The following is a 21876-nucleotide window of genomic DNA, read 5'->3' as shown; positions in this document are numbered from 1 at the left end:
GATGGATCATCTGGTATTTGAGGTTGGATTGGCTATTGCTCTCATCGCTGCAGCCGGACTTATTTCCTCCAAACTGCGCTTCTCAGTCATCCCTTTTTATATCCTGATCGGAATGGCAGTTGGACCGCATGCGATGGAGCTATGGCATTTTGATTTTCGCTTTATCGAAAGTGCCCCTTTTATTGATTTTATGGGAAGAATCGGAGTGCTGTTTCTTCTCTTCTACTTGGGTCTCGAGTTCTCAGTAGGTCGGTTAATTAAATCAGGCCGTTCCATTGCCGTGGGCGGTACCATTTATATTGGCATCAATTTTACACTGGGGCTGGCTCTTGGCTTCCTGTGCGGCTTTCCTGTAGCAGAGACACTGGTTATCGCCGGAATTACAACAATATCATCCAGTGCTATTGCTGCGAAAGTGCTGGTAGATCTCAAGCGGACCGCCAATGCTGAAACTGAAATGATTTTGGGCATTATTATGTTCGAGGATGTTTTCCTCGCCGTATACATCTCCATCCTCTCCGGATTGGTTCTTAGCGATTCATCCTCGCTCGGGGGTGTGCTGCTATCAGCGCTAATCGCGCTAGGCTTTATGCTTGCAGTCATTATCATCGGCCGTAAGGCCGTCCCTCTGTTAAATCGAATTCTCCGTATTCGCTCCAATGAGGTATTCGGACTTGTTGTTTTCGGCTCTCTGTTTCTGGTGGCTGGTTTTTCGGAAACGATTCATGTGGCGGAAGCTATCGGCGCCCTGTTGGTCGGTCTGGTACTAGCCGAAACGGAACACGCCAAACGGATCGAGCATTTAATTGTTCCTTTCCGCGATTTCTTTGGCGCCCTGTTTTTCTTCAGCTTTGGACTATCCATTAATCCACTGTCCCTGGGAGGAAACGCGATATGGCTTGCACTGGTAGCAGTCATCCTCACGTTGTTTGGAAACATTTGGGCAGGAATGCTGGCTGGGCGTACAGCCTCCTTATCTCCCAAAGCGTCAGCAAATATCGGCCTGACCATTGTGGCACGGGGTGAATTTTCGATTATCATGGCCAACTTGGGTAAAGAAGGCGGTTTGCTTGATATTGTTCAACCCTTTGCAGCCATCTATGTACTCATACTGGCGATTCTTGGACCACTTCTGACAAAGCAGTCAAAACCTATTTTTAATATGTTAAACAAAATATTTAAGTTCAAGGACCCCCGCCTACGAAAGGAAGAAAGTAACTCGGCGTAACTGTAAAAGCTGGATACGACAATCCATAGGAGGGAAGGCTATGCCGCACGCTGTAAAACATGCCGAAACTCTATGAGGCGGCTTGTGAAGCCCGCTTCAGGAGACGCGAGCAGGTTCCCTGTCTTTTATACGGTGATTGGCGGAATTACGGCATCCGTCGGTCTGGAATTGTTTTTGCATCCGCATGATATGATCGCTGGAGGCGTCACGGGGATCTCCAGACTCATGTCGCTCTATACACAGGAGCATTTTGGGTTACTGCTATTCGTTTTGAACTTGCCACTCATGCTGCTGTATTCTCTGTCTACTCACAAACCCATGCTGCTTCGCGCACTACCCGGCTTGTTCGCCTTTTCGGGCTCAGCCATTATTCTTTCGCCTTTTCCGGCAGTGAGCGGCCATCCGGTCGTATGTGCTTTGGGCGGTGGAATCTGTATAGGGCTTGGCGCAGGGCTGGCAGCTCGTCACGGTGGTCTGCTCGATTCACTAGGACTTAACGAGTCCGAGGATGGCCGTCCATCCACATTATTGCTAACACATCGCAAGATTCCGTTAATACAGATTGTTATGCTATGTAATGGTCTGCTGCTCATTACGGCTGGCTTTGTGCTAGGCTGGGAGCCAGCTCTCTATTCAGCCTTATCCTGCCTCGCCGCCTATGAAACGACCCGGCTGATGTTTACCGGTCTGACGCGTATGGTTTGTGTTGTCAGCAAGAAACAGCAAACCATCGAGAATGCCATATATCGCAGGCTGCGTATACACAGCACGCCTGTGGGAGGCTCTGCCCAGATAGAGGGCAAGATTAAAAGCGAATCTGAGGATAAAAAAGAACAAATGGTCATCGTTTACAGCGTTCATCTGCTGGATTTGCAGCGCTTTAAGGCAGTCATCCAAATGGCAGACCCACAGGCTGAGATCATGTATATGAAACGATGGAAAGCATAGCAAAGTAACACATCAAAAAACGCTTATCCACACTAATCCTTGTACATAGATTAGTGATGGATAAGCGTTTTGTAATTAACAATATATTAACGTATATTAATTTTGCATGATAAAATCATGTTCAATACTACTGGCACTGTCAAAAGTACGAATAATATCATAACGGGTATTGCGCTGTGCCGGAACGTGACCCGTCTCGCGGATCAACTGTAAAATGGATTCAATGTTAACCTTATACGTTGCGCCTGCAGCGGAAACTACGTTTTCCTCAATCATGGTGCTGCCAAAATCATCACAACCGTAGTACAACGATTTTTTACCGATTTCAGGTCCCATGGTTACCCATGAAGACTGAATATGCTTGATGTTATCCAATACAAGACGACTGATCGCAACGGTCTTCAAATATTCCTCCGGCGTCTGGCGTTCCTTCTTCAGATTGGTGTTGTCTGGCTGGAAGGTCCAAGGAATAAAGGCCAAAAATCCTTCAGAATTATATTTGTTTTCAATGCATTCGTCCTGAGCATCACGAACACGCAATAAATGCAGCGCACGCTCTTCCATCAACTCGCCAAAGCCGATAACCATCGTAGCAGTCGTGTTCATCCCGACCTTGTGAGCCGTTTGCATCACATCCATCCAATCACGCCAAGAGCCTTTGAGACGGCTAATTTTGCGGCGTGTGCGGTCATCCAAAATTTCTCCGCCTCCGCCCGGAAGCGAATCCAATCCAGCTTCATGAATGGTTCGAATCGTGTCTTCCATGGATAGACCGGATTTTTCCTTCATTTTATGAATTTCAGCTGGCGAGAAGGAGTGCATCGTAATATCGGGAAAACGCTCCTTGATGGCTTTCAGCAAATCCGTATAATAACTGAACGGCAGATTCGGATTCACACCGCCTTGCATTAGAATTTCGGTGCCACCTACATCCTGCGTTTCCTTGATCTTCTGAAAGATCACTTCATCCGGCAAAACATAACCTTCATCAGAACCCGGTCTACGGTAAAAAGCGCAGAAGCGACAGTATACGTCACATACGTTCGTATAGTTAATATTTCGTCCGATGACGAAGGTTTTAATGGGATCGGGGTGCATGCGATTCATAACTTTATTCGCCGCATGACCTATTTTTTCTACCTCATCTGATTCAAACAAAGCAACGGTATCCTCTAAATTCAGGCGTTCGCCGCGTAGAGCTTTATCTAAAATATGGTCGATTACACTCATGGTGTATCCTCCTTCGCTGTCACAGGGCGACGAAATGAAAGACAGGACTTATGAACGAGAATGCTTTCACAAACCTGCGTTCGAACCCTGCCGTAATGTATGTTCATGACTGGCCTTGTATGTTGTCTGTGCTATTTAGCATAGTAAAACCTAATGATAATACTAACATATCTTTAGGTAAGGAACCATACTTATTCCCGCTTCTTTCTGCTTTTCACCTAGGAAAACAGGCAACTGCCAAGCTTATCTCAACATTGCATATAGCCAAGAAATAAGAAAATAGAACTGAAAAGTGCCTTTTTTCACACTGTCCTTCATGTCATTCTTATAGAAAACAGCAAGCCTCCTGAATGACTGGAAACTTGCTGTTTAGTACTGTACATATTTGCTCCCGGCCTGAAAACGACAAAGATACTACTGATGTGCTAACGCTCTAGCGCAGCGCCTCATCCAGATCACTAATCAGGTCGCCGATATCCTCCAGACCTACGGAGAAACGAAGTAGTCCGTCCGTAATCCCGCGCTCCAATCGTACACTATGAGGCATAGCCGCATGTGACATCATCGCCGGATACGACAAGATGCTTTCCACAGCTCCCAGACTCACCGCTACAATTGGAATACATACGCGACTGAGGACTTTTTTTGCACGCTCACCAGAACCTACATCAAACGATATCACTGCACCATAACCGCTGGATTGACGCTCATGAACTTCACGTCCTGGATGATTCTCCAGCCCCGGGTAGTATACCGCCTCAATGTCCTTGCGCTCGTTCAGCCAGTTAGCGAGCTTCGCTGCACTCTTTTCGCTGTGAGCCATACGAGCCTCCAGCGTCTTCATACCGCGCATGAGCAACCATGACTCCTGCGGAGCCAGCACGGTACCCAGTCCATTTTGAAGCTGCTTGATTTGTCTCCCCAACGATTCGGTACGCGCTACCGCAAGTCCTGCCAGCACATCGCTGTGTCCGCCCAGAAACTTGGTCGCACTGTGCAATACAATATCGACTCCCTGCTCAATCGGACGTTGATAATAAGGTGTCATAAAAGTATTATCCAATAACGTCAAAAGTCCATTATCCCGCGCCCAAGAGGTTATTCCTGCTACATCGGTAATTTTGAGTGTCGGATTGGACGGAGTTTCCATATATACAGCCCTTGTATTCTCTTGCAACGCCTCTTTCACAAGGTTGAGGTCTGTCATGTCGACGAAGGTCGTTTCGATATTCATCCGTTTCAAAATGGAGGTCAGCAGTCGATATGTTCCTCCATATACGTCCTCGGAAACAATGACATGATCTCCAGCAGACAAGAGCATAAATGTAGTAGAGATGGCCGCCATACCTGATGCAAAGGCAAAACCGCTAGCTCCGCCTTCTAATAAGGCGATATAATCCTCCAAAGCTTGTCGTGTCGGATTACCTGAACGGCTATAGTCATGCTGTGGAGGATTAAAAATATCATGATGGTGAAAGGTAGAAGCTTGATAGATCGGGACGCTCGATGCCCCCGTCACACTGTCAATTTCAGAGCCGAAATGCAGCAGCTTGGTAGCAAACTTCCGCTCTTTGTTCAGATCCTGCCCGATCCTCCTCGCATCCTCTATCATTGCAGCTCTCCTCCTTCTACTTCTTGACGTGCCGCTTCCAACGCCGAACGCAAATCTTCAATTAGGTCGTCTGTATGTTCAATGCCTACGGAGAAACGCAACAGCCTGTCATCTACCCCGACTGCATCCCGAATTTCTGCGGGTATGTCCGCATGTGTCTGCACAGCGGGATAGGTCATTAGCGATTCCACACCGCCGAGACTTTCCGCAAACGCAATGAGCTTAATGTGACGAAGCAAAGGCTCCACATAACGAGCATCCTTTACTTTAAAGGAGAAGATACCTGTATTTCCGCTGGATTGTTTATTTTGAATCTCACGACCTGGGTGGCCTTCGAGAGCTGGATAAAATACTTCCGCCACCGCCGGATGCGTCAGTAAATAGTTAGACAGCACTGTTGCATTATGCTGATGTCGGTCCATACGCAGCGCTAACGTCTTCATCCCCTTCATCAACTGATAGCAGTCGCTCGGGGAAAGCACGGCCCCTATGGAATTGTGCAGGAAGGAAATTTCAGCCGATAGCTCTTTGCCTTTGGTTACGATCAACCCTGCCAGCACATCGTTGTGTCCGCCCAAATATTTGGTTGCGCTATGTACCACAATATCCGCGCCCAGCTCCAATGGCCGCTGGAAATATGGGGTTAGCAGCGTATTATCTACAATGGTAAGCAACTGATGTTGTGATGCCCACTCGGCAACCGCTCGAATATCAGTAATCATCATTAACGGATTTGTAGGTGTTTCTATGAATACAGCTTTGGTATTCGGTCGACATGACTGTTCGAGTGCTTCAAGATCATTCGTATCCACATAACTTGCTGTTACACCAAATTTAGATAAAATACGCTCCAGCAAGCGATATGTCCCGCCATACAGATCCAGCGATACAATGAGGTGATCTCCCTGTCCAAACAATGCAAATACCGTTTGCAGCGCCGCCATACCTGAGCTACATGCAAAGCCTGCATCACCAGATTCAAGTGCAGCAGAAGCCTCTTCTAGTACCTTTCGCGTGGGATTGATCGTCCGAATGTAATCAAATCCTGTGCTTTGACCTAGACGGGGATGGCGGAACGCCGTAGATTGGTAAATCGGGTAATTAACAGCCCCGGTTACTGGCTCCTCTACTGAACCGATTTGTGCCAATCTGCTTTCGATTTTCCACTGTTTCTCACTCATATGAATCCTCCTGTTAACTTCCATAGTGGGTGCTATAACATATCCTGCAAAAATGGATGTCAAAGACTATACTGCTGCGCTACTGCAAGGTGGTACTGTACAGGGGTAAACTACAAGCCCCTTTTTAAATCTGGGGCCCGATATCGTAAGGTGTTTCTTGGTATACATAATAGTTCAGCCAATTCGAGAATAATAAATTGGCGTGTGCCCGCCAGATTGAGGGCGGTGTGCGCTTGGGATCATCATTAGGAAAATAATTTTTGGGGACTTCAATATCCATTCCTTTGGCCACATCGCGGTCGTATTCCCATTTCAGGGAAAGCGGGTCATATTCAGAGTGCCCAGTTACAAAAATTTGTTTACCGTCAAGCGTGGCTACGAGGTACACTCCAGCTTCCTCGGATTCGGATAAAACTTCTAATTCGGCAATATGATCAATATCTTCCCGCCGAACCTCCGTATGTCTGGAGTGAGGGGCATAAAACAGTTCATCAAAGCCGCGTAGCAATTTTACCTTAGGTTTAATCACGGTGTGTGGAAATACGCCAAAGCATTTGTAGTCGAGTCCGTATTTAGGGACAGCGAAATGATGGTATAAGCCTGCCTGTGAGGCCCAACAGATATGCATGGTCGAAGTTACATTCGTTTTCGTCCATTCAAAGATTTGCCGGATCTCCTCCCAGTAATTCACATCCTCAAACTCAAGCTGTTCAACCGGGGCTCCTGTAATGACCATGCCGTCAAAACGACTGTTCTTGATCTCGTCAAACGTTTTATAGAACATGTTCAAATATTCTTGCGATGTATTTTTGGATACATGAGACTTCATGTGCACCAGCGTGACGTCCACTTGCAGCGGCGTATTGCCGACCAAGCGCAACAGTTGGGTTTCCGTCGTCTCCTTTGTAGGCATTAAATTCAAAATGGCGATACGCAACGGACGAATATCCTGATGATAAGCTAAGCTTTCATCCATTACGAAAATATTTTCGCCCTCCAGCACTTCCTTTGCAGGTAGCGTGTCTGGGATTTTAATCGGCATGTAAACTCACTCCTTGTTCGGTAAGTTTTGCGAAAATCGTCTTGTTGAGATGCCGGGCATATAATAAAAAGACCTTTCTCAGGTTAGAGAAAGGTCATATTTGTATCCATATGCGCCTCTCTCATCTGTCAGGGCAACGCGCTTTGTACAAAGCGCGCGTCCTGCAAGAATTAGCACCGTGCGATTAAAATCGCCGGTTGCCGGGTATCATCGGGCTAGTCCCTCCACCTGCTCTTGATAAGATTTCGCTATATTCATTTTAAGTTCACAAAGTTCTTGTTGTTCACTTTAATGCATCGGCTGGGCTTCGTCAAGATAGGACTTTTAAATTTGTACCCTGCATTCACATTTTGTCTACCTTTTCCATAGGTTAAATCATATACCTCCTATCGCTGAAGCTCTTGCCACTACTGTTGATTTAGCCCATGATTTTGCGCTTGAAAGGCCGTAGGCCGAGCGTTATACTATACAAGTGCTATTAGGCAAAAATATGGAGCAGTAGTGCAGGATTTGAGTGTTTTCTGCGATACTGTGGCAATCTAAAAAAGAACATTTGAGAGGTGAATCCGGAATGGAAGGCGACCCGAGTCCGAATAGGCGGCGATCCCTGAACAACAGCATAGGAATGACTTCAGCTTGCCGAAAGACGGGACGCCAGGCTCTGCATGCTCCAAAAGCCTCCGGCTTTTGATGGGAGTGCACGCTTACCCGCACCGGCTAACTGGCTAACTGAGTCCATTCCTTATGCTTAAGGTAAACGTATTTCCGTTACGACGGAGCATAAGGAGTGACATATATGAAAATCCGTTTGGTCAACAACGGGGTTTTTACCCCTGTCGAAGAAATTGAAATGGCGCTTACTGCACCGGCAGAAGGTTTTTATTGGATTGATGCCGATGTCGATGATTTGGCAGTGCTCCAGCCTTTATTTTCCATGCATGATCTTGCAGTAGAAGACTGTTTGAGTGAAGAAGAACAGCGTCCGAAGATTGAAATTTATGAAAGCCATTATTTTATCGTTGTAAATAGCATTCGTTTTGATGATGAAGAAATATTTTTGCGAGCTTTGAACATTTTTCTCGGCCGCCATTTTATCATTACGGTGACCAAGCAGAAAATAAATGAGCTTCGTACCCTCAAGCCTATGCTGTGGGAGCAAGAAGTCAGCCAGCCTGACCGTTTTATGTATCTGTTGGTCGACTTGATTGTTGACAACTATTTTCTGGTTGGTGACCGGATTGAGGTTCGCATTGAGAAGCTGGAAGAAGATATTCTAATGCATACGAAAAAGTCGCATTTGAACGAAATCATCGGCTTACGCAGTGAGATTCTGTGGCTGAAAAAAGTGCTGGGTCCGCAAAAAGAAGTCATCAATACCCTGAATAAACGGGATTTGCGGCTCATCGACGATCAATTGCAAAAATATTTCAGCGACATTTATGAAAATGCTGTGAAAATTTCGGAGACTTTTGAAACTTACCGCGACTTGATGGGTAACCTTCGAGAAGCTTATCAATCCAGTATCGCCAACCGTGCCAATGAAATTATGCGTGTGTTTACGGCAATTACGACCGTATTTATGCCATTGACAGTCATTACCGGAATATATGGGATGAACTTCGATAATATGCCTGAGCTTCATACACGTTATGGTTATTTTGTCGTCATTGGTATTATGGTGGCATTAGGTGTCAGTATGTTCTGTATTTTCCGCAAGAAAGACTGGGTTTAAAAAGAAAAGGGGAAAAAGTACCGATTTGGATACTTATTTCGATTTTAAGCTTGGTCATAAAAAGCAGCAGCCGAGTCCTGTGTGGAACTCGCTGCTGCTTTTTAGTATGTTGAACCCTGAATGTACTTTAATACTTTAGCTTTATCCAATCGGTTCTATATTATCCAACATGTCGGTCGGGTACCTGCTGATGACGAAACCGTATACGGATCAGACGCAGACGCTCGTAAATTTGATCCAGTCCTGTTTCGGTTGCCTTTTCTTCCCCATACACTTTCAGCATGACGGGCTTGAGCAGCGTATCCCCCAACTCTTCATAAGCAGACCAGACGGCTGCCTGCTCCTCCTCAGATACATTCACCAACTCCTTGCGGATCAGCTTCTCCATATCAATGCCATCCCTGTCCAAATGCTCCACAGCTTCAATCATCTCTCTACGATGCAAACCTGTCGTCATTCCGATATGCTCCAGTGAAAGACCGTCCGAAATGCCTTCGATAATCGTTCTAGTTAGGCTGAATTTGTTCAGCTCCTGCCTGTACTGGTTCTCTTTTTGCTTGTATAGCCATGACAAAAAAACTTCTTCTTCCAGCGTCTCTGTTACCCAGTTCAACGGAAATGGCGTGGTCCGGTCATTTTGTGTCGTAATAGCCAATAGCTCCGTCCCATATTGCGACACTTTACCCTGACCCATACCAGGCAGCTCCAACAGTTCTTCTTCGGTATGGGGAAGATAGACGCTAATGAGTCGAAGCAGCCGATTCGTAGCGATAAAATAAGGGGCTTTTCGTTCCGTTGCTGCCTTTTGCCGTCTCCACATCGTCAACTGCTCATACACTTCATCACGTGGAAACAAATCACTGTAGCAATACAGCTTTTGCAGCGTTTGTCCTCGTCCTGATGATCCTTCTTGCTCATGAAAAACGCCATGGATTAAGGGCCTGTAACCCTCAGCCATTTTGAGTGCCAGCTCATGACGGTATACATGCAGTAATTCCTGCCACAAGCTGCCCTCATACCAAAGGTCGTCTATACTTTCATCCGGGACATGGTGTGTGCTCCAGCCTGCACTCCATCCCCCTTCATGCTGCCCAATCCATACCTGAGCAAAGTCCTCATAGCCCTGTTCATTCCGTTTGGACAAGCGATTTAAAAATACAATCTCCATGATTTCTTCCTCCCTCATATCGTTGAAAGACAGTCCCGCACAACACAAAAACGCAAAAAAAGCACCTATCCTGCGTATTCGCAAGAAAGGTGCTTCCCTTTTTGAGCCGTACTTATACTGTTGCCTATATAATAACCGTACCTTGGAGTGCCGTCAACCATAATTTCTAATGATTCAGCTTTTCCTTTGCCAATGCCAGAGCACCGCACAATCCAGCATTGTCACCCAATCCCGGAGATACGATATATTGCTCAATATCTGTTGTCAGACTCGAATGCTGTACGTATCCGTTCAAAAGTTCTTGAAGCTTGGTACGAATGAGCGGGAACAGTTGGTCCTGCTTCATCACTCCCCCGCCCATAATAATTTTCTGCGGTGACAGGATTAATACATAGCTCATTAAAGCCTGTGCCAAATAGTACGCTTCCATTTCCCAGGCCGGGTGATCGACAGAAAGCTCATGTCCTTTAACCTTCCATCTTTTTTCGAGCGCAGGACCTGCTGCCAGTCCCTCCAAACAATCTCCGTGATAAGGACATGTCCCCTCGTAAGTATCTTCTGGGTGACGACGTACCAGAATATGCCCCATTTCCGGGTGGGATAATCCATGTATCAGCTTTCCACCAACCAAAGCACCTGCCCCGATGCCTGTACCTATCGTAATATACAGACAGCTGTCCAAGCCTTTGGCAGCACCCCAAATAGACTCACCAAGTGCTGCTCCATTCACATCCGTGTCAAACCCCATAGGCACATCAAAATGCTCTTTCAGTTTGCCAATCAGATTGTAATTTCCCCAATGCGGCTTTGGCGTTGTTGTAATATAGCCATATGTATCACTACCTTCGATAGGATCAATCGGCCCGAACGAGCCTACGCCCAATGCTTCAATGCCCTTGCCTTCAAAAAATGCGATGACATTCTCCATTGTTTCTGCTGGGGTTGTTGTTGGAAAGCTCGCCCGTTCCAGTACCTCCCCATGTTCGTTGCCAATTCCACATACAAATTTGGTACCGCCTGCCTCAATTGCTCCCAATACTGTCATCGTTGCTGTTGTCCCCTTTCGATAATCCGGTTCTCTCTCCACTATATTCACCTGAAATGTACCTGAGGTCAATCCCCTTATTGCAATTGTATATAATCCTTCACATGACCATATAACTCCGTCGACATATGGGTATACAAATAAGGACACTAACGCACCAAGCGTCAGCATCCCTATATTACTTACTTTACCTGAATTGTACGTACCAAGCCTAACAGCTTCATTAAGATCCGGTTGCGACACCCATCAATGTACACAAGCTTTTCATTTCAAGCTGCTCAAACTTGTCTACAATTTGCACGTGATCCAGCGTCAGCAGACAGCTATCCAAAGCACATGCTACAGGTACACCACAGTGAATTTCAGCAAGTTTGCGTGAAAGATGCAGCATATCCAAATCACTCTCAATTTTTTTACGGACCGAGGGTGTTAATTGATCCAGATTCTCCAGAATGCCCTCAATAGAGTCGTATTCCTGAACCAGCTTGAGTGCCGTTTTCTCACCAATACCTCGTACTCCAGGATAATTATCGCTTGCATCCCCCATCAGGCCTTTAAGGTCCACCACTTGACGTGGCTTAAGCCCTTTTTCAGTCAGCAGGGTCTCCGGGGTGTATACCATATAATTGCCGTGCCCTTTTTTCATAATAATGACCCGTGTCCGCTCATCCACTAATTGAAGTAAATCATGATCTCCTGAGAGAATCATTACATCCATATCCTCATTTTGCGAATAATGACGTGCAAGCGTACCGATACAATCATCGGCTTCAAAGCCTGCCGCTCCAATGTTGGGTATGCCGAGGCTGTCCGTCACTTCACGAATCAATGTAAATTGAGGGATCAAATCATCTGGTGCATCGGCTCGGTTTCCTTTATACGCAGCAAAATGCTCCCCACGGAATGTCGTTCCGCCCATATCCCAGCAGCAAATGACATGTGTAGGATTAAACGTTTGGACTGCATCCCAAAAATATCGAATAAAACCATATATGGCGTTCGTTGGCACCCCAGCTTTTGTACGACGGATATAACCGTTTGCGGCGGTTGCATAATAAGCGCGAAATAGCAGGGCCATGCCGTCAACCAGCATTACGGATTGTTCATTGCGTTGTGTCACAGATTGTATTGCTCCCATTCATCATAATATTTAACCCCCACAGTATAACATATCGTGAGTGTAAATTGGGCGTTATTGAGCTCCCCATGTGCCCTCAAATGTTTCCTCTTTGAATCCTATCGTTACTTTGTTCCCGTCGGTTACAATCGGGCGTTTGATTAATCTTCCATTCGAGGATAAAAGCGAAATTTGCTCTTCGCGACTCATGTCTCCAAGCTTATCTTTCAGCTTTAACTCTTTGTACACCTCACCGCTTGTATTAAAAAACTTTTTTAGCTCCAGCCCGCTTTTTCGAATTAAGTCTTCCAATTCCTCCGGGCCGGGCGGCTGTTCAAAAATAGGAATAAGTTCCGTCTCATGTCCCTTGTTTTGCAGCCATTTCACTGCATTACGGCAGGTACTGCATTTAGAATACTGATATACTTTCAGTTGGCTCATCGCTAGATTAACCTCCATTTGGTTTTGATAGCTTATTTATATTTTATTCTGAAAAATATTGCGCTCTTAATAGCTCCTGCATTTCAGCCATATCGTCAGGTAGAGGAGCATAGAACGTCAGCCGCTCCCCGGTTACAGGATGCTCCAAGGACAGTTCTGAGGCATGCAAGGCTTGTCGAGGCATCCTGGCATCAAGCTGATCATATCGCTCACGTTGCGCAGCATCATCGGATGTAATCCGGTACATTTTATCTCCGATCAACGGACAACCGATATAAGTCATATGCACTCGAATTTGGTGCGTACGCCCGGATTCCAACTTTAGTCCGATGCGACTTCCCCCGTTCCACACTTCCTCCAGCTTATACAGCGTAAGGGCAGGATAACCATCCGGGGTTACCATACGTAAATGCGGATTATCCGGGTTGCGGTCAATCGGTCCGTCTACCTTACCTTCCTGCAGCTCAGGACGCCCATGCACCAGAGCCGTATAGCGCTTATCCACCGTTCCCGCAATCATCTGCTCAGAAATATGCTGGTGTACATACGGATTTTTGGCTACTACCAGCACACCCGTTGTCTCTTGATCAAGACGATGAACAGGACGAAACCGGAACAGTTCTCCCTTGGCCTGCCAATAATGCACAACCCCATTAGCCAGTGTTCCTGTGTAATGACCGTGAGTCGGGTGGACAATCATGCCCGCCGCCTTGTTCACCACTAACAAATGTTCATCCTCAAACAAAATCTCAAAAGGAATGGGTTCAGGTAAAATATCATCAGAACGCTCGCGCTCCATGCGAATTTCTACTTGATCCCCGGACTTCACCTTTACGCTGATGTACACACGTGTCCCGTTCAGCATAATACCTTGCTCGGTCAGCTTGAGTTTGGATATTAACTTTCGAGAAATGTTCATACGTTTTTGTAAAATAGTCTTTAACAGCATGCCCTCCTCCTCAGGAGGGATCGTATATACGATAGGTTCATAGTACAAGCTCATCACAAATTCCCGGTTGCCTCCTTATTTGCGGAACACTTTTTTGCTGCGCACATATTCGACATCGGACACACCCTGACGGACATTCGCTGTGCGAGCAACGGCAAAGAAATAATCGGAAAGGCGGTTCAAATACCGACGTACCGCCGGATTAATGTCCGTATGCTTACCTAGTGTAACAGCACGGCGTTCCGCGCGTCGGCAAACCGTGCGGCAAACATGAAGCGTTGAGGACAATGTGCTACCACCCGGTATAATAAAACGCTCCACCTTCGGATTTTCCTCCTGACATGCATCAATCCATCCTTCCAGACGCTCTGCCAGCTCGCCTTTCACCTTATATTTGCTTTCACTGATTTTAACAAACGCCAAGTCAGAACCACAATCAAACAGCTCCTGCTGTATTTCCTCCAATTGAGTCCGAATATCCGCAAACTTTTCCCCTTCGGCAAAGCTGATCGCTTGTCCTACAAAGCTGTTCAGCTCGTCAATTGTACCGTATGCCTCCACACGGTCATCATCTTTGGACACTCGACCTCCAATCACAGAAGTTTGTCCTTCATCACCTGTTCTGGTATAGATCCCCATATTACTCCATCCCCCTTATCATTCCGTAAGTGCTTTCAGCACCTTGATGGCTTCTTCCTTATTGCTTGTACGAGGCGGCACGGTAGCAAATAATGTTTTTGAGTTATATTTTAGATCCTTAAACATCTTCATCTGCTCCACCGGAATTCCGAACAAATGAGTTTCCTTGCTTACATCTGTTTCTTCTTTCTCCTGCCCCTTCTTCTTAAATACGCCGCCCTCGAACACGCCCCGAGCGTACGTCTTTTTGTCAAAAGCATCATCTAACGGCAAATTCGAACCATTCTGTCCATACAGCTTCATGTCCTCTTCCGGCAAAAGAAACAGATCATGCTCCCCAGCCGCATATTCTACAACCAGCTTCTGCTGGTTATACAGCGGACTGACTGAAATCTCAATAGTCGGAGCCTGTTCGCCCAGCTTATCCTTAAGCTTTTGTGCCAGCTCTTCACGGATGACTGAAGCATCCCCTTTATCCATAATAAAAATGGAGAAGCTGTCCTTATCCCGTCCCCCACATCCAGCCAATAATACAAGTGCCAACATTCCGATGATCCATGGCGATAGCCTTTTTAGCCCTGCTCTCATATGTACGCCCCCTCTTCCATGCCATTAATATATCATAAGTTGTGAACGCAAAAAAAGAAGGCACTATGGCCTTCTTCTTACCTTTGGCTGACTTCACACGGTTAAACCTTGCATTCCGTACCATACAGTTTCATGTATTCATTGATTTTCAAATCGAGCTTGCAACTAATCTCGATGACAAGATCAGAGGTGAAGGACTGCTCTTCCTGAAACGTCCGCATCATCTCATTGCGCAGGAACAAAATTTCATCTTCTAGGGAAATGTCGTATCCTATTGAACTAGACGAATTATATCCAACATATGACATGAGCATTCCTCCTACAATTGAAAAATTGAACTTCCTGCTTCCGATTTCAAATTATAGCATAGAAATTTAGAAATAAAAGACTATTTTTTATGAATTACCCATAAAAAAATAATTTTAACCTTCTTTTCTTACTTTTTCTACAAAATGACCAATCCGATCCAGTGCCTCCGTCAGCTGAGCAACAGAAGTCGCGTATGAGCAACGAAGATAGCCTTCGCCTCCCAAACCGAACACATTACCCGGTACAGCCGCAACTTTAGCCTCTGCCAATAGACGCTGTGCAAATTCATCTGAGCTGAGTCCCGTGCTTTGAATACTAGGGAAAACATAAAAAGCCCCTCTTGGCTCATGGCACTCCAGGCCGATTTCCCGGAACCCTTCAACCATCAGACGGCGACGCTGATTATAGGCTTCTACCATACGATCTTTCTCACCCAAACCATTCCGCAAGCCTTCCAGTGCCGCAACTTGCCCCATAGAAGGCGCACACATTACGGTGTACTGATGGATTTTGAGCATAGCCGCAATCAGATCTGGATGTCCGCATGTATATCCAATACGCCAACCTGTCATGGCGAAGGCTTTGGAGAAACCACTGACAAGAATCGTACGATCCATCATACCAGGCATAGCGGCAAAACTAACATGCTTCTCTCCATAATTCAATTCAGCATAAATTTCATCAGAAATGACGATCAAATCATGCTTTTCCACGACTTCGGCAATCGGAAGCCAATCTTCATAAGTCATCGTAGCCCCAGTTGGATTGCTCGGATAGCATAAAATCAGCACCTTGGATTTAGGTGTAATTTTTGCCTCCAACGCCTCAGCCGTCAGCTTAAATTCATCCTTAGCAAATGTTTCAATACCTACCGGAATCCCGCCTCCAATCGAAGTGATTGGAGAATATGAAATGTAGCACGGCTCGGGCACGAGAATTTCGTCGCCAGGTACAATTAACGCACGCAAAGCAAGATCAATCGCCTCGCTTCCCCCAACGGTCACGATAATCTCATTTTTAGGATCATAATTAACTTCAAATTGCTCATTCAGATAATCACTAATCGCTTCACGCAGTTCTGGCGTTCCCGCATTAGACGTATAGCTGGTAAAACCTCGCTCTAATGAATAGACACAGGCTTCCCGCATATGCCAAGGGGTTGTAAAATCCGGTTCGCCTACACCAAGGGTAATAATATCCTTGTTGCCACCCACCAAGTCAAAAAACTTACGAATGCCCGAAGATGGGATTTCGCGCACCAACGGGGACAAATAGGAACTCATGGCTTTGTTACTGTCGGTAAATGTTTCTGTTTTGAGATTCATCATGATCTTCCTTTACGGCGAAATCACCAGACGATTATCTTCCTGATGATCCTCAAAGATAATTCCGTCCTGCTTGTATTTTTTAAGCGTAAAATTAGTCTTGGTGGACAAGACCGAGTCAATAGGAGACAGTTTCTCCGACACAAAATTAGCAACCTCACGGAGGTTGCGGCCTTCAACTTCTACCAGCAAGTCGTATGCTCCGGACATGAGATAAACCGATTTAACTTGCGGATACAAATAAATCCGTTCTGCAATACCTTCAAATCCTCTTCCACGCTCGGGTGTAATCTGTACTTCAATCAAAGCAGTAACCTTTTCGTCGTCGACTTTATCCCAATTGACTACGGCGGCGTACTTAACGATTACATGTTGGTCTTCGAGCTCTTTAATTGAGGTGCGTACATCCTGCTCATCAACCCCCAGTAAAGTAGCCAACAAAGTCGGTGTTCTTCTTGCATCTTCTTTTAACAATTCCAGCACTTTTAATTTCAAACCATTTAGCTCTGTCATTCTACATAAGGCCTCCATCGAAAGAGATTACTATACATCATACAATACGCACTTTAAACCTGCAAAGAAAAACCGTCCGCCCCGGTAAACCCGGCAGACGGACGGCTGTTATGGGAAATTGCTTCAAAAACGGAATATCCCGTTTACATATAGTAAGGGTTGTTTTGGTGAGTAGGCTGCCCTTGCTGATGCATAGGTTGACCATATCCCCCCGCTGATGACGACTTTTGCTGAATGAACTGTTGGCATTCGTGTTGGGTCTTGCGAGCTTCTTGAATCTGTTTGTCCAAATCGATGCGCAGTGCTTTTGACGAAGTGGAGTACATATTGTTCTGACTCATCAGACGATACAAATCACCTTGTAGGCGCAGCGTATCGTTCGTAAGGTCGGTGAACATCTGACGCACAGACGGACAATTGGATTCCGTTGTCGCTGTTGTATACTCTCCCACCGTGCGTTTCATATCGGCAAGAATGGTATAGAGCAAATCTTCTTCGGGCATAAATGACGTATTGTTCTGTGAAAACATCGTGATATTACCTCCTTTATTGGTTAATCCATAATTACTGCTGCGGTTGCATAGGAGCAAGCTGCTGGTGCTGTTGAAGTGCATTGGAAAGCAGGTTCAGGTGGTTCTCATGAGTTCTCGCGAATTGCAGACAAGCTTGCTGAATAGCTGGATGCTGAATGGATGCTGCTGTCGCCGTACATTGCTTGAGCAGCAGTTCTTCATTGGAAATGGAGTCCACGATGTACTCCAGCTCTTTGCCTGTCAAGGGTTGCATGTTGGTAGATTGCATAGTCTCTGTGCCTCCTTAAATGTTTTGTTGCACGCTGGTTATCTTGTCCGTTTGGCGAAATACTATGTACACATAAGAGATACTACATATTGCCTATAAGGAGTGCTGTTTATATGGAATTGATTAGCGGGAATACGTATTGGCCGAGTACCTTGGAGCAAACATCGGATTTTCCGCCTTTGGCAGAGGATTTAAATTGTGATGTACTGATCATCGGAGGCGGGATGGGCGGGTCCATCTGCTCCCGGCTATTGGGAGAACGACAGGTAGACACCGTGGTTATTGACAAACGCAAGCTGGTACATGGAAGTTCTTCGGCCAATACTGGACTGCTGCAATATAGCAATGATAAGACCTTAACCTCCTTCATCAATACGTTTGGTGAAACGAACGGTGTACTGTTTTACCGTATGTGTAAAGATGCTCTGGATCAGTTGGAAAAGCTGTCTACCACCCTGGAAATTGATCCGTCCTTTATACGCCGCAGTAGCCTGTACTATGCAAGTACATCGGAGGATGTGCAGACGCTTCAGGAAGAGTACAAACAGCTAACCCGGTTTGGATTTCCCGTCGAATACTGGGATGAGCAACTGATTGCAGCCCGATTTCCTTTTCGAAAATCAGCAGCCTTGTACACGCACGAAGATGCCGAGGTTAATCCATTTTTGTTTGCCCAAGGACTGTTGCAATCCGCCAGCCGACTCGGTGTACGCTTATATGAGCATACGGAAGCCAAGCATTTTGAATTTAATGAAAATGAAGTTGTTTGTCATACCAGCGGTGGAATTATCCGAGCGAAAAAAATCATTTTTGCAACGGGTTATGAAACACAGGAGATTAAAACAGATCGCGGAGCCGTTCTAGAAAGCTCTTATGCTATCGCCACCAAGCCAATCGGAGATGTTCCCTTGTGGTATGAGCAGTGTTTGATTTGGGAAACTGCTCGTCCTTATCTGTACATACGCTCAACACCGGAAGGACGCATCATTATTGGCGGTTTAGATGAACCTGTACTGGACGCCAATCAACGTGAAATCAGACTGCTACACCAACAGCAAAAGCTACTGCAAACACTAGAGGAGCATTTTCCCGGTGTTCCATTTCAGATCGACTATGCCTGGGCGGCTGTATTCGGCTCCTCTCACGACGGTTTGCCCTATATTGGTCCACATCCACGTTTTCCAAACTGCTATTTTTTGGAGGGTTACGGGGGAAATGGGACGGTTACGAGTATGATGGCCGCACAGCTATTGGCTGATGAACTGACAGGCACACACCGACCTGAAATGGAGCTTTATTCTCTAATTCGCACTACCAAGCCCTCGCCTGAAACAACGGAGCCAATGGTCTAACATATGGAATACAAAAAAGAACCTCCTTCCCCTACTAATTGGGTCTGGAGGTCTTTTTTAAATGTATTTTCAAACTATTCGGTTTGCTTGTGCCAGCGGTGTACATGGGAATGAGATTTGCTCTGCTTCGTCTTTTGTTCCATTTTCAGCACACTTCGCATAAAAAACCATCCGAGCACTGGCATCAATGCAAGGCCAATCAACAACCAGATCATCGCCGTAGGAGCCTTGCTGATACTTAGGACACCCAAGAAAATGAGTGTTCCGGTCAACCGGCCTACCATTAAGCATAGTTCGCGCAATACAACCAGTTCCACTCTCTGATTGGCATCTCCTTTACTCGTACCCATTAAATCAAAGCTCGCAGAAATCATGGGAATTAAATATAAAGGCATAAATAAAGCGGTGCCGATCCCCATAATTAGTAGCGTGCTATACTCCATACGCCACAATAACGGTAATAGCGCGATCACCAACAACACGGCACCCAACAGCATACCCGCCGAACGATAGTGTGGCTTGAGCCATTTTCCGACAGCCCAAAAGCTGAAAAATGATACCGCCGACGTGATAAGTGAAAACTGTGCAAGCTTCCATTCTTGTTGAGTAGCTACATATACGAGCAGCGTAATCAGGAAAGCAAACACCCCTTCACGGATGCCCTGAGCAATAAGCGATAACGACAACGGACGCCACATACTCCCTTTTTGTGACAATCGTTGCTTGGGCTCTTTCCAATTGTAATTTCCTGTCGGCTTACGCTTGCGAAGAAAGAAACTAAGCACCACTCCTACGACATAAAAGGCCAAGGAAATACTGAATATCACGCGATAACCTGCGTCATCCTCCATACGGGCAATAATCCAACCGGATAACCAAGGACCCACTATACCGGAAAATGAGCCCAGCAGACCCACCCATCCGTTAAAATGATCACGGCTTGCCTGATCCGTGACTTCGAAAAAAATCACATTAAACGCCAGCCAGAATAAACCTAATGCTGCACCCAGCAGCATCCCGAGCGGCCATATGTAGTTCACAGCCTGCGGTCCCGTATATAACACGATCAGATAAAATAGGCCTGATAATGCGGTGCCCACGCGTAGGGCATTCATTTTGTTATGTTCCTTGACCCACTTTCCAGCCACCCAGACCATAATTCCCAGTGCAATTTGTTGACTGACATTAAACCAGCCGATCATCGCGTAATCCTGCCTGCTTTTCCACAAATACACGTTAAGAAATGTGCCTGACAATGCTGCTGCAAACACAAACAATCCATTCAAGCTTAATAGCAGAATGGATTGTCCGTTCAGGTTTGATTTCAATGCAGTTCCCCCTAACCGAAAAATCACCAATCAGCTTATTTCAAGCCAGCTTGTTCAAAGATTTCTTCGATTTAAGATGCCCGTATTGAGCTTGGGCCTATCCCGGGGATTGCTATTTAATTGTTGGAAATACCGCTGAGCTTCTCCAGCATCCGCAGTCGGTCATTCTCTGACAGTGTCTGCTGGACATGGAAGCAGCTAGGGCACACATAAACATTCAAGACGAACGGCAAATCCAGAACGGGCTTGCCAAGCGCTGGAGACATCGACGGTTCAAAACCTTCTCTGGTTACGGTTTGCGAACCTGCATGCAGCATGTACTCCCCACATTGAGAACATTCAAGAACCTCATCTTGTCTGTCGAGTATTTGTTCAGCGCCTTGTTCATAAGCCATCAGATCCGCACCGCTTTCTTCAAATTTTTGCAAAGTATGCAGCACGGGCAACTTATGAAGCTCATTGTCCTGCAACAACGGTGCATCAACCGGTTTTTCAACTACGATTTCGTCCTCTGCCTCATATAAAATATCCTGCTCCTCATCATCACCGAGCTGAATACTCAATGTCCGATAACCCTTCAGGTCTTCTTTTCCATGAGAGTGGGGCACCGGGGTTACAGAAGCCACATGATCATGTTTCGTCTCTTCATGTCCATGCTCACCTACATGTCTATGAACAGGTGGAGAAACAGACTCATCTTCATCATCGGTGATGTCAGAGTACCCTTTCAGATCATTATGGCAATAAGGACACTCTTCCTCAGGTCCTAATTCTTCATCCCAAATAATTTCCATGTTACACCATGGACAAATAGTCATTTCCAAGCTTTATCATCCTTCCGTTCCAAGCGTATACCAAGCTCTAGTATACAAGATGTGTCAAGTTACACTGGCGCCGATCACATAAGATAACGATATGGAAATAATCATGGAGAACAAGCCGACAGCACGATTATCCTCTTTAATCTGTTGATCGATAGAAAATACCGGTGTCAGAAACTCAAAAAGAAAGTACGCCGCAAGAAGCAGTAAAAAGCCAACGAACGACCAAATCATCGTATCATACACGCTGGATTTGGCTTCCATTGCAAAGCGGAGTACGTTGCAAATACCGAACATTTTCCCTCCCGTAGCCATGGCTACCGAAACATTACCGCGCTTGATCTCTTCCCAGCATTTATAGCGGGTTACCAGCTCAAAACACGACAAAAATACAATTAGCTCCAGCACCGCCACCGAGAAATAACCCAGCATCATCCCCAACGGATGTGACAGCAATTCATCAATCGCCATCTTCACTTCGTCCCTCCCGTTCTACCAAGCGTTCCC

Annotated in this window: 23 protein-coding genes and 1 riboswitch; of the genes, 4 read left to right on the top strand and 19 right to left on the bottom strand. The window is 46.0% G+C overall.

The window, feature by feature from the left end:
• Position 1 precedes the first annotated feature (1 nt).
• Both KAI37_RS07275 and KAI37_RS07270 read left to right on the top strand, forming a co-directional pair.
• Positions 2 to 1228: a cation:proton antiporter gene (locus KAI37_RS07275; RefSeq protein ID WP_220030987.1), complete on the top strand. Its 1227-nt coding sequence runs from the start codon at positions 2 to 4 to the stop codon at positions 1226 to 1228.
• A gap of 84 nt (positions 1229 to 1312) precedes the next feature.
• Entirely contained in the window at positions 1313 to 2176 is an 864-nt protein-coding gene (locus KAI37_RS07270; protein WP_071640064.1) for a YitT family protein, read from the top strand.
• Positions 2177 to 2272: 96 nt separating this feature from the next.
• Here KAI37_RS07270 and mqnC read toward each other — a convergent pair whose 3' ends face one another.
• The 4 genes from mqnC to metA all read right to left on the bottom strand — a co-directional run bounded on the left by mqnC (position 2273) and on the right by metA (position 7241).
• Positions 2273 to 3406: a cyclic dehypoxanthinyl futalosine synthase gene (mqnC, locus tag KAI37_RS07265; protein WP_220030986.1), complete on the bottom strand. Its 1134-nt coding sequence runs from the start codon at positions 3404 to 3406 to the stop codon at positions 2273 to 2275.
• 433 nt (positions 3407 to 3839) lie between these two features.
• The gene (locus KAI37_RS07260) at positions 3840 to 5018 is read right to left on the bottom strand and encodes an aminotransferase class I/II-fold pyridoxal phosphate-dependent enzyme (RefSeq protein ID WP_071640063.1); all 1179 of its coding nucleotides are present in this window, start codon (positions 5016 to 5018) and stop codon (positions 3840 to 3842) included.
• Positions 5015 to 6199, bottom strand: a complete 1185-nt coding sequence (locus KAI37_RS07255) for a PLP-dependent transferase (RefSeq protein ID WP_071640062.1) — start codon at positions 6197 to 6199, stop codon at positions 5015 to 5017. Before KAI37_RS07255 ends, KAI37_RS07260 begins: the two co-directional genes overlap by 4 nt.
• A 124-nt stretch (positions 6200 to 6323) precedes the next feature.
• A complete protein-coding gene (gene metA, locus KAI37_RS07250) occupies positions 6324 to 7241 on the bottom strand; it encodes a homoserine O-acetyltransferase MetA (protein WP_071640061.1) in 918 nt (305 codons plus the stop codon).
• 118 nt (positions 7242 to 7359) lie between these two features.
• Positions 7360 to 7485, bottom strand: a riboswitch (SAM riboswitch).
• A gap of 552 nt (positions 7486 to 8037) precedes the next feature.
• On the opposite strand from metA, the gene corA reads away from it, so the two are divergent.
• Positions 8038 to 8973, top strand: a complete 936-nt coding sequence (corA, locus tag KAI37_RS07245) for a magnesium/cobalt transporter CorA (RefSeq protein ID WP_023987788.1) — start codon at positions 8038 to 8040, stop codon at positions 8971 to 8973.
• Positions 8974 to 9133: 160 nt separating this feature from the next.
• Here the strand turns inward: corA and KAI37_RS07240 are convergent, their stop codons facing one another.
• The 12 genes from KAI37_RS07240 to KAI37_RS07185 form a co-directional block, all read right to left on the bottom strand.
• Positions 9134 to 10141 carry an HRDC domain-containing protein gene (locus KAI37_RS07240; protein WP_220030985.1) on the bottom strand — a complete coding sequence of 336 codons (1008 nt, stop codon included), beginning with the start codon at positions 10139 to 10141 and terminating at the stop codon, positions 9134 to 9136.
• A 166-nt stretch (positions 10142 to 10307) separates the two neighbouring features.
• Positions 10308 to 11186, bottom strand: coding sequence for an ROK family protein (locus KAI37_RS07235; RefSeq protein ID WP_220030984.1), 879 nt, complete (start codon positions 11184 to 11186; stop codon positions 10308 to 10310).
• 223 nt (positions 11187 to 11409) lie between these two features.
• Positions 11410 to 12306 carry a 5'-3' exonuclease gene (locus tag KAI37_RS07230; RefSeq protein ID WP_081366883.1) on the bottom strand — a complete coding sequence of 299 codons (897 nt, stop codon included), beginning with the start codon at positions 12304 to 12306 and terminating at the stop codon, positions 11410 to 11412.
• Between the two features lie 72 nt (positions 12307 to 12378).
• Entirely contained in the window at positions 12379 to 12744 is a 366-nt protein-coding gene (locus tag KAI37_RS07225) for an arsenate reductase family protein (protein WP_013309414.1), read from the bottom strand.
• Between the two features lie 43 nt (positions 12745 to 12787).
• Complete coding sequence (locus KAI37_RS07220; protein WP_071640057.1) at positions 12788 to 13747, bottom strand: RluA family pseudouridine synthase; 960 nt, start codon at positions 13745 to 13747, stop codon at positions 12788 to 12790.
• Between the two features lie 21 nt (positions 13748 to 13768).
• Complete coding sequence (locus tag KAI37_RS07215; RefSeq protein ID WP_220030983.1) at positions 13769 to 14332, bottom strand: cob(I)yrinic acid a,c-diamide adenosyltransferase; 564 nt, start codon at positions 14330 to 14332, stop codon at positions 13769 to 13771.
• Positions 14333 to 14350: 18 nt separating this feature from the next.
• Complete coding sequence (locus KAI37_RS07210) at positions 14351 to 14920, bottom strand: type 2 periplasmic-binding domain-containing protein (RefSeq protein WP_220030982.1); 570 nt, start codon at positions 14918 to 14920, stop codon at positions 14351 to 14353.
• Between the two features lie 101 nt (positions 14921 to 15021).
• Positions 15022 to 15228: an aspartyl-phosphate phosphatase Spo0E family protein gene (locus KAI37_RS07205; protein ID WP_025723314.1), complete on the bottom strand. Its 207-nt coding sequence runs from the start codon at positions 15226 to 15228 to the stop codon at positions 15022 to 15024.
• Positions 15229 to 15342: 114 nt separating this feature from the next.
• Positions 15343 to 16554 (bottom strand): aminotransferase class I/II-fold pyridoxal phosphate-dependent enzyme, encoded by a 1212-nt coding sequence (locus KAI37_RS07200; protein ID WP_025723315.1) that lies wholly within the window; start codon positions 16552 to 16554, stop codon positions 15343 to 15345.
• A gap of 12 nt (positions 16555 to 16566) precedes the next feature.
• Entirely contained in the window at positions 16567 to 17067 is a 501-nt protein-coding gene (locus KAI37_RS07195) for an Lrp/AsnC family transcriptional regulator (protein ID WP_023987779.1), read from the bottom strand.
• Positions 17068 to 17210: 143 nt separating this feature from the next.
• Positions 17211 to 17597: a spore coat protein gene (locus tag KAI37_RS07190; RefSeq protein WP_013309407.1), complete on the bottom strand. Its 387-nt coding sequence runs from the start codon at positions 17595 to 17597 to the stop codon at positions 17211 to 17213.
• 34 nt (positions 17598 to 17631) lie between these two features.
• Complete coding sequence (locus KAI37_RS07185) at positions 17632 to 17868, bottom strand: hypothetical protein (RefSeq protein WP_013309406.1); 237 nt, start codon at positions 17866 to 17868, stop codon at positions 17632 to 17634.
• A 113-nt stretch (positions 17869 to 17981) separates the two neighbouring features.
• Here KAI37_RS07185 and KAI37_RS07180 point away from each other — a divergent pair, with 113 nt between their 5' ends.
• Positions 17982 to 19220 (top strand): NAD(P)/FAD-dependent oxidoreductase, encoded by a 1239-nt coding sequence (locus KAI37_RS07180; protein WP_220030981.1) that lies wholly within the window; start codon positions 17982 to 17984, stop codon positions 19218 to 19220.
• Between the two features lie 74 nt (positions 19221 to 19294).
• Here KAI37_RS07180 and KAI37_RS07175 read toward each other — a convergent pair whose 3' ends face one another.
• From KAI37_RS07175 to KAI37_RS07165, 3 genes are all read right to left on the bottom strand, one after another.
• Positions 19295 to 20548, bottom strand: coding sequence for an MFS transporter (locus tag KAI37_RS07175; protein WP_104495099.1), 1254 nt, complete (start codon positions 20546 to 20548; stop codon positions 19295 to 19297).
• Positions 20549 to 20664: 116 nt separating this feature from the next.
• On the bottom strand, positions 20665 to 21372 hold the full coding sequence (locus tag KAI37_RS07170; protein ID WP_071640052.1) for a hypothetical protein: 708 nt from the start codon (positions 21370 to 21372) through the stop codon (positions 20665 to 20667).
• 54 nt (positions 21373 to 21426) lie between these two features.
• Positions 21427 to 21840, bottom strand: a complete 414-nt coding sequence (locus KAI37_RS07165; RefSeq protein WP_013309402.1) for a DUF350 domain-containing protein — start codon at positions 21838 to 21840, stop codon at positions 21427 to 21429.
• Positions 21841 to 21876 lie beyond the last annotated feature (36 nt).

Source organism: Paenibacillus sp. S25, from assembly GCF_019454085.1.
Taxonomy (GTDB): domain Bacteria; phylum Bacillota; class Bacilli; order Paenibacillales; family Paenibacillaceae; genus Paenibacillus; species Paenibacillus polymyxa_B.
This window is presented reverse-complemented; position numbering and strand designations above follow the sequence as displayed.

Coding starts and splice junctions, on each gene's coding strand:
- KAI37_RS07275 (WP_220030987.1), top strand. CDS start 2: ATGGATCATCTGGTATTTGAGGTTGGATTGGCTATTGCTCTCATCGCT.
- mqnC (WP_220030986.1), bottom strand. CDS start 3,406: ATGAGTGTAATCGACCATATTTTAGATAAAGCTCTACGCGGCGAACGC.
- KAI37_RS07260 (WP_071640063.1), bottom strand. CDS start 5,018: ATGATAGAGGATGCGAGGAGGATCGGGCAGGATCTGAACAAAGAGCGG.
- KAI37_RS07255 (WP_071640062.1), bottom strand. CDS start 6,199: ATGAGTGAGAAACAGTGGAAAATCGAAAGCAGATTGGCACAAATCGGT.
- metA (WP_071640061.1), bottom strand. CDS start 7,241: ATGCCGATTAAAATCCCAGACACGCTACCTGCAAAGGAAGTGCTGGAG.
- corA (WP_023987788.1), top strand. CDS start 8,038: ATGAAAATCCGTTTGGTCAACAACGGGGTTTTTACCCCTGTCGAAGAA.
- KAI37_RS07240 (WP_220030985.1), bottom strand. CDS start 10,141: ATGGAGATTGTATTTTTAAATCGCTTGTCCAAACGGAATGAACAGGGC.
- KAI37_RS07235 (WP_220030984.1), bottom strand. CDS start 11,186: ATGACAGTATTGGGAGCAATTGAGGCAGGCGGTACCAAATTTGTATGT.
- KAI37_RS07225 (WP_013309414.1), bottom strand. CDS start 12,744: ATGAGCCAACTGAAAGTATATCAGTATTCTAAATGCAGTACCTGCCGT.
- KAI37_RS07220 (WP_071640057.1), bottom strand. CDS start 13,747: ATGAGCTTGTACTATGAACCTATCGTATATACGATCCCTCCTGAGGAG.
- KAI37_RS07215 (WP_220030983.1), bottom strand. CDS start 14,332: ATGGGGATCTATACCAGAACAGGTGATGAAGGACAAACTTCTGTGATT.
- KAI37_RS07210 (WP_220030982.1), bottom strand. CDS start 14,920: ATGAGAGCAGGGCTAAAAAGGCTATCGCCATGGATCATCGGAATGTTG.
- KAI37_RS07205 (WP_025723314.1), bottom strand. CDS start 15,228: ATGTCATATGTTGGATATAATTCGTCTAGTTCAATAGGATACGACATT.
- KAI37_RS07200 (WP_025723315.1), bottom strand. CDS start 16,554: ATGAATCTCAAAACAGAAACATTTACCGACAGTAACAAAGCCATGAGT.
- KAI37_RS07195 (WP_023987779.1), bottom strand. CDS start 17,067: ATGACAGAGCTAAATGGTTTGAAATTAAAAGTGCTGGAATTGTTAAAA.
- KAI37_RS07190 (WP_013309407.1), bottom strand. CDS start 17,597: ATGTTTTCACAGAACAATACGTCATTTATGCCCGAAGAAGATTTGCTC.
- KAI37_RS07185 (WP_013309406.1), bottom strand. CDS start 17,868: ATGCAATCTACCAACATGCAACCCTTGACAGGCAAAGAGCTGGAGTAC.
- KAI37_RS07180 (WP_220030981.1), top strand. CDS start 17,982: ATGGAATTGATTAGCGGGAATACGTATTGGCCGAGTACCTTGGAGCAA.
- KAI37_RS07165 (WP_013309402.1), bottom strand. CDS start 21,840: ATGGCGATTGATGAATTGCTGTCACATCCGTTGGGGATGATGCTGGGT.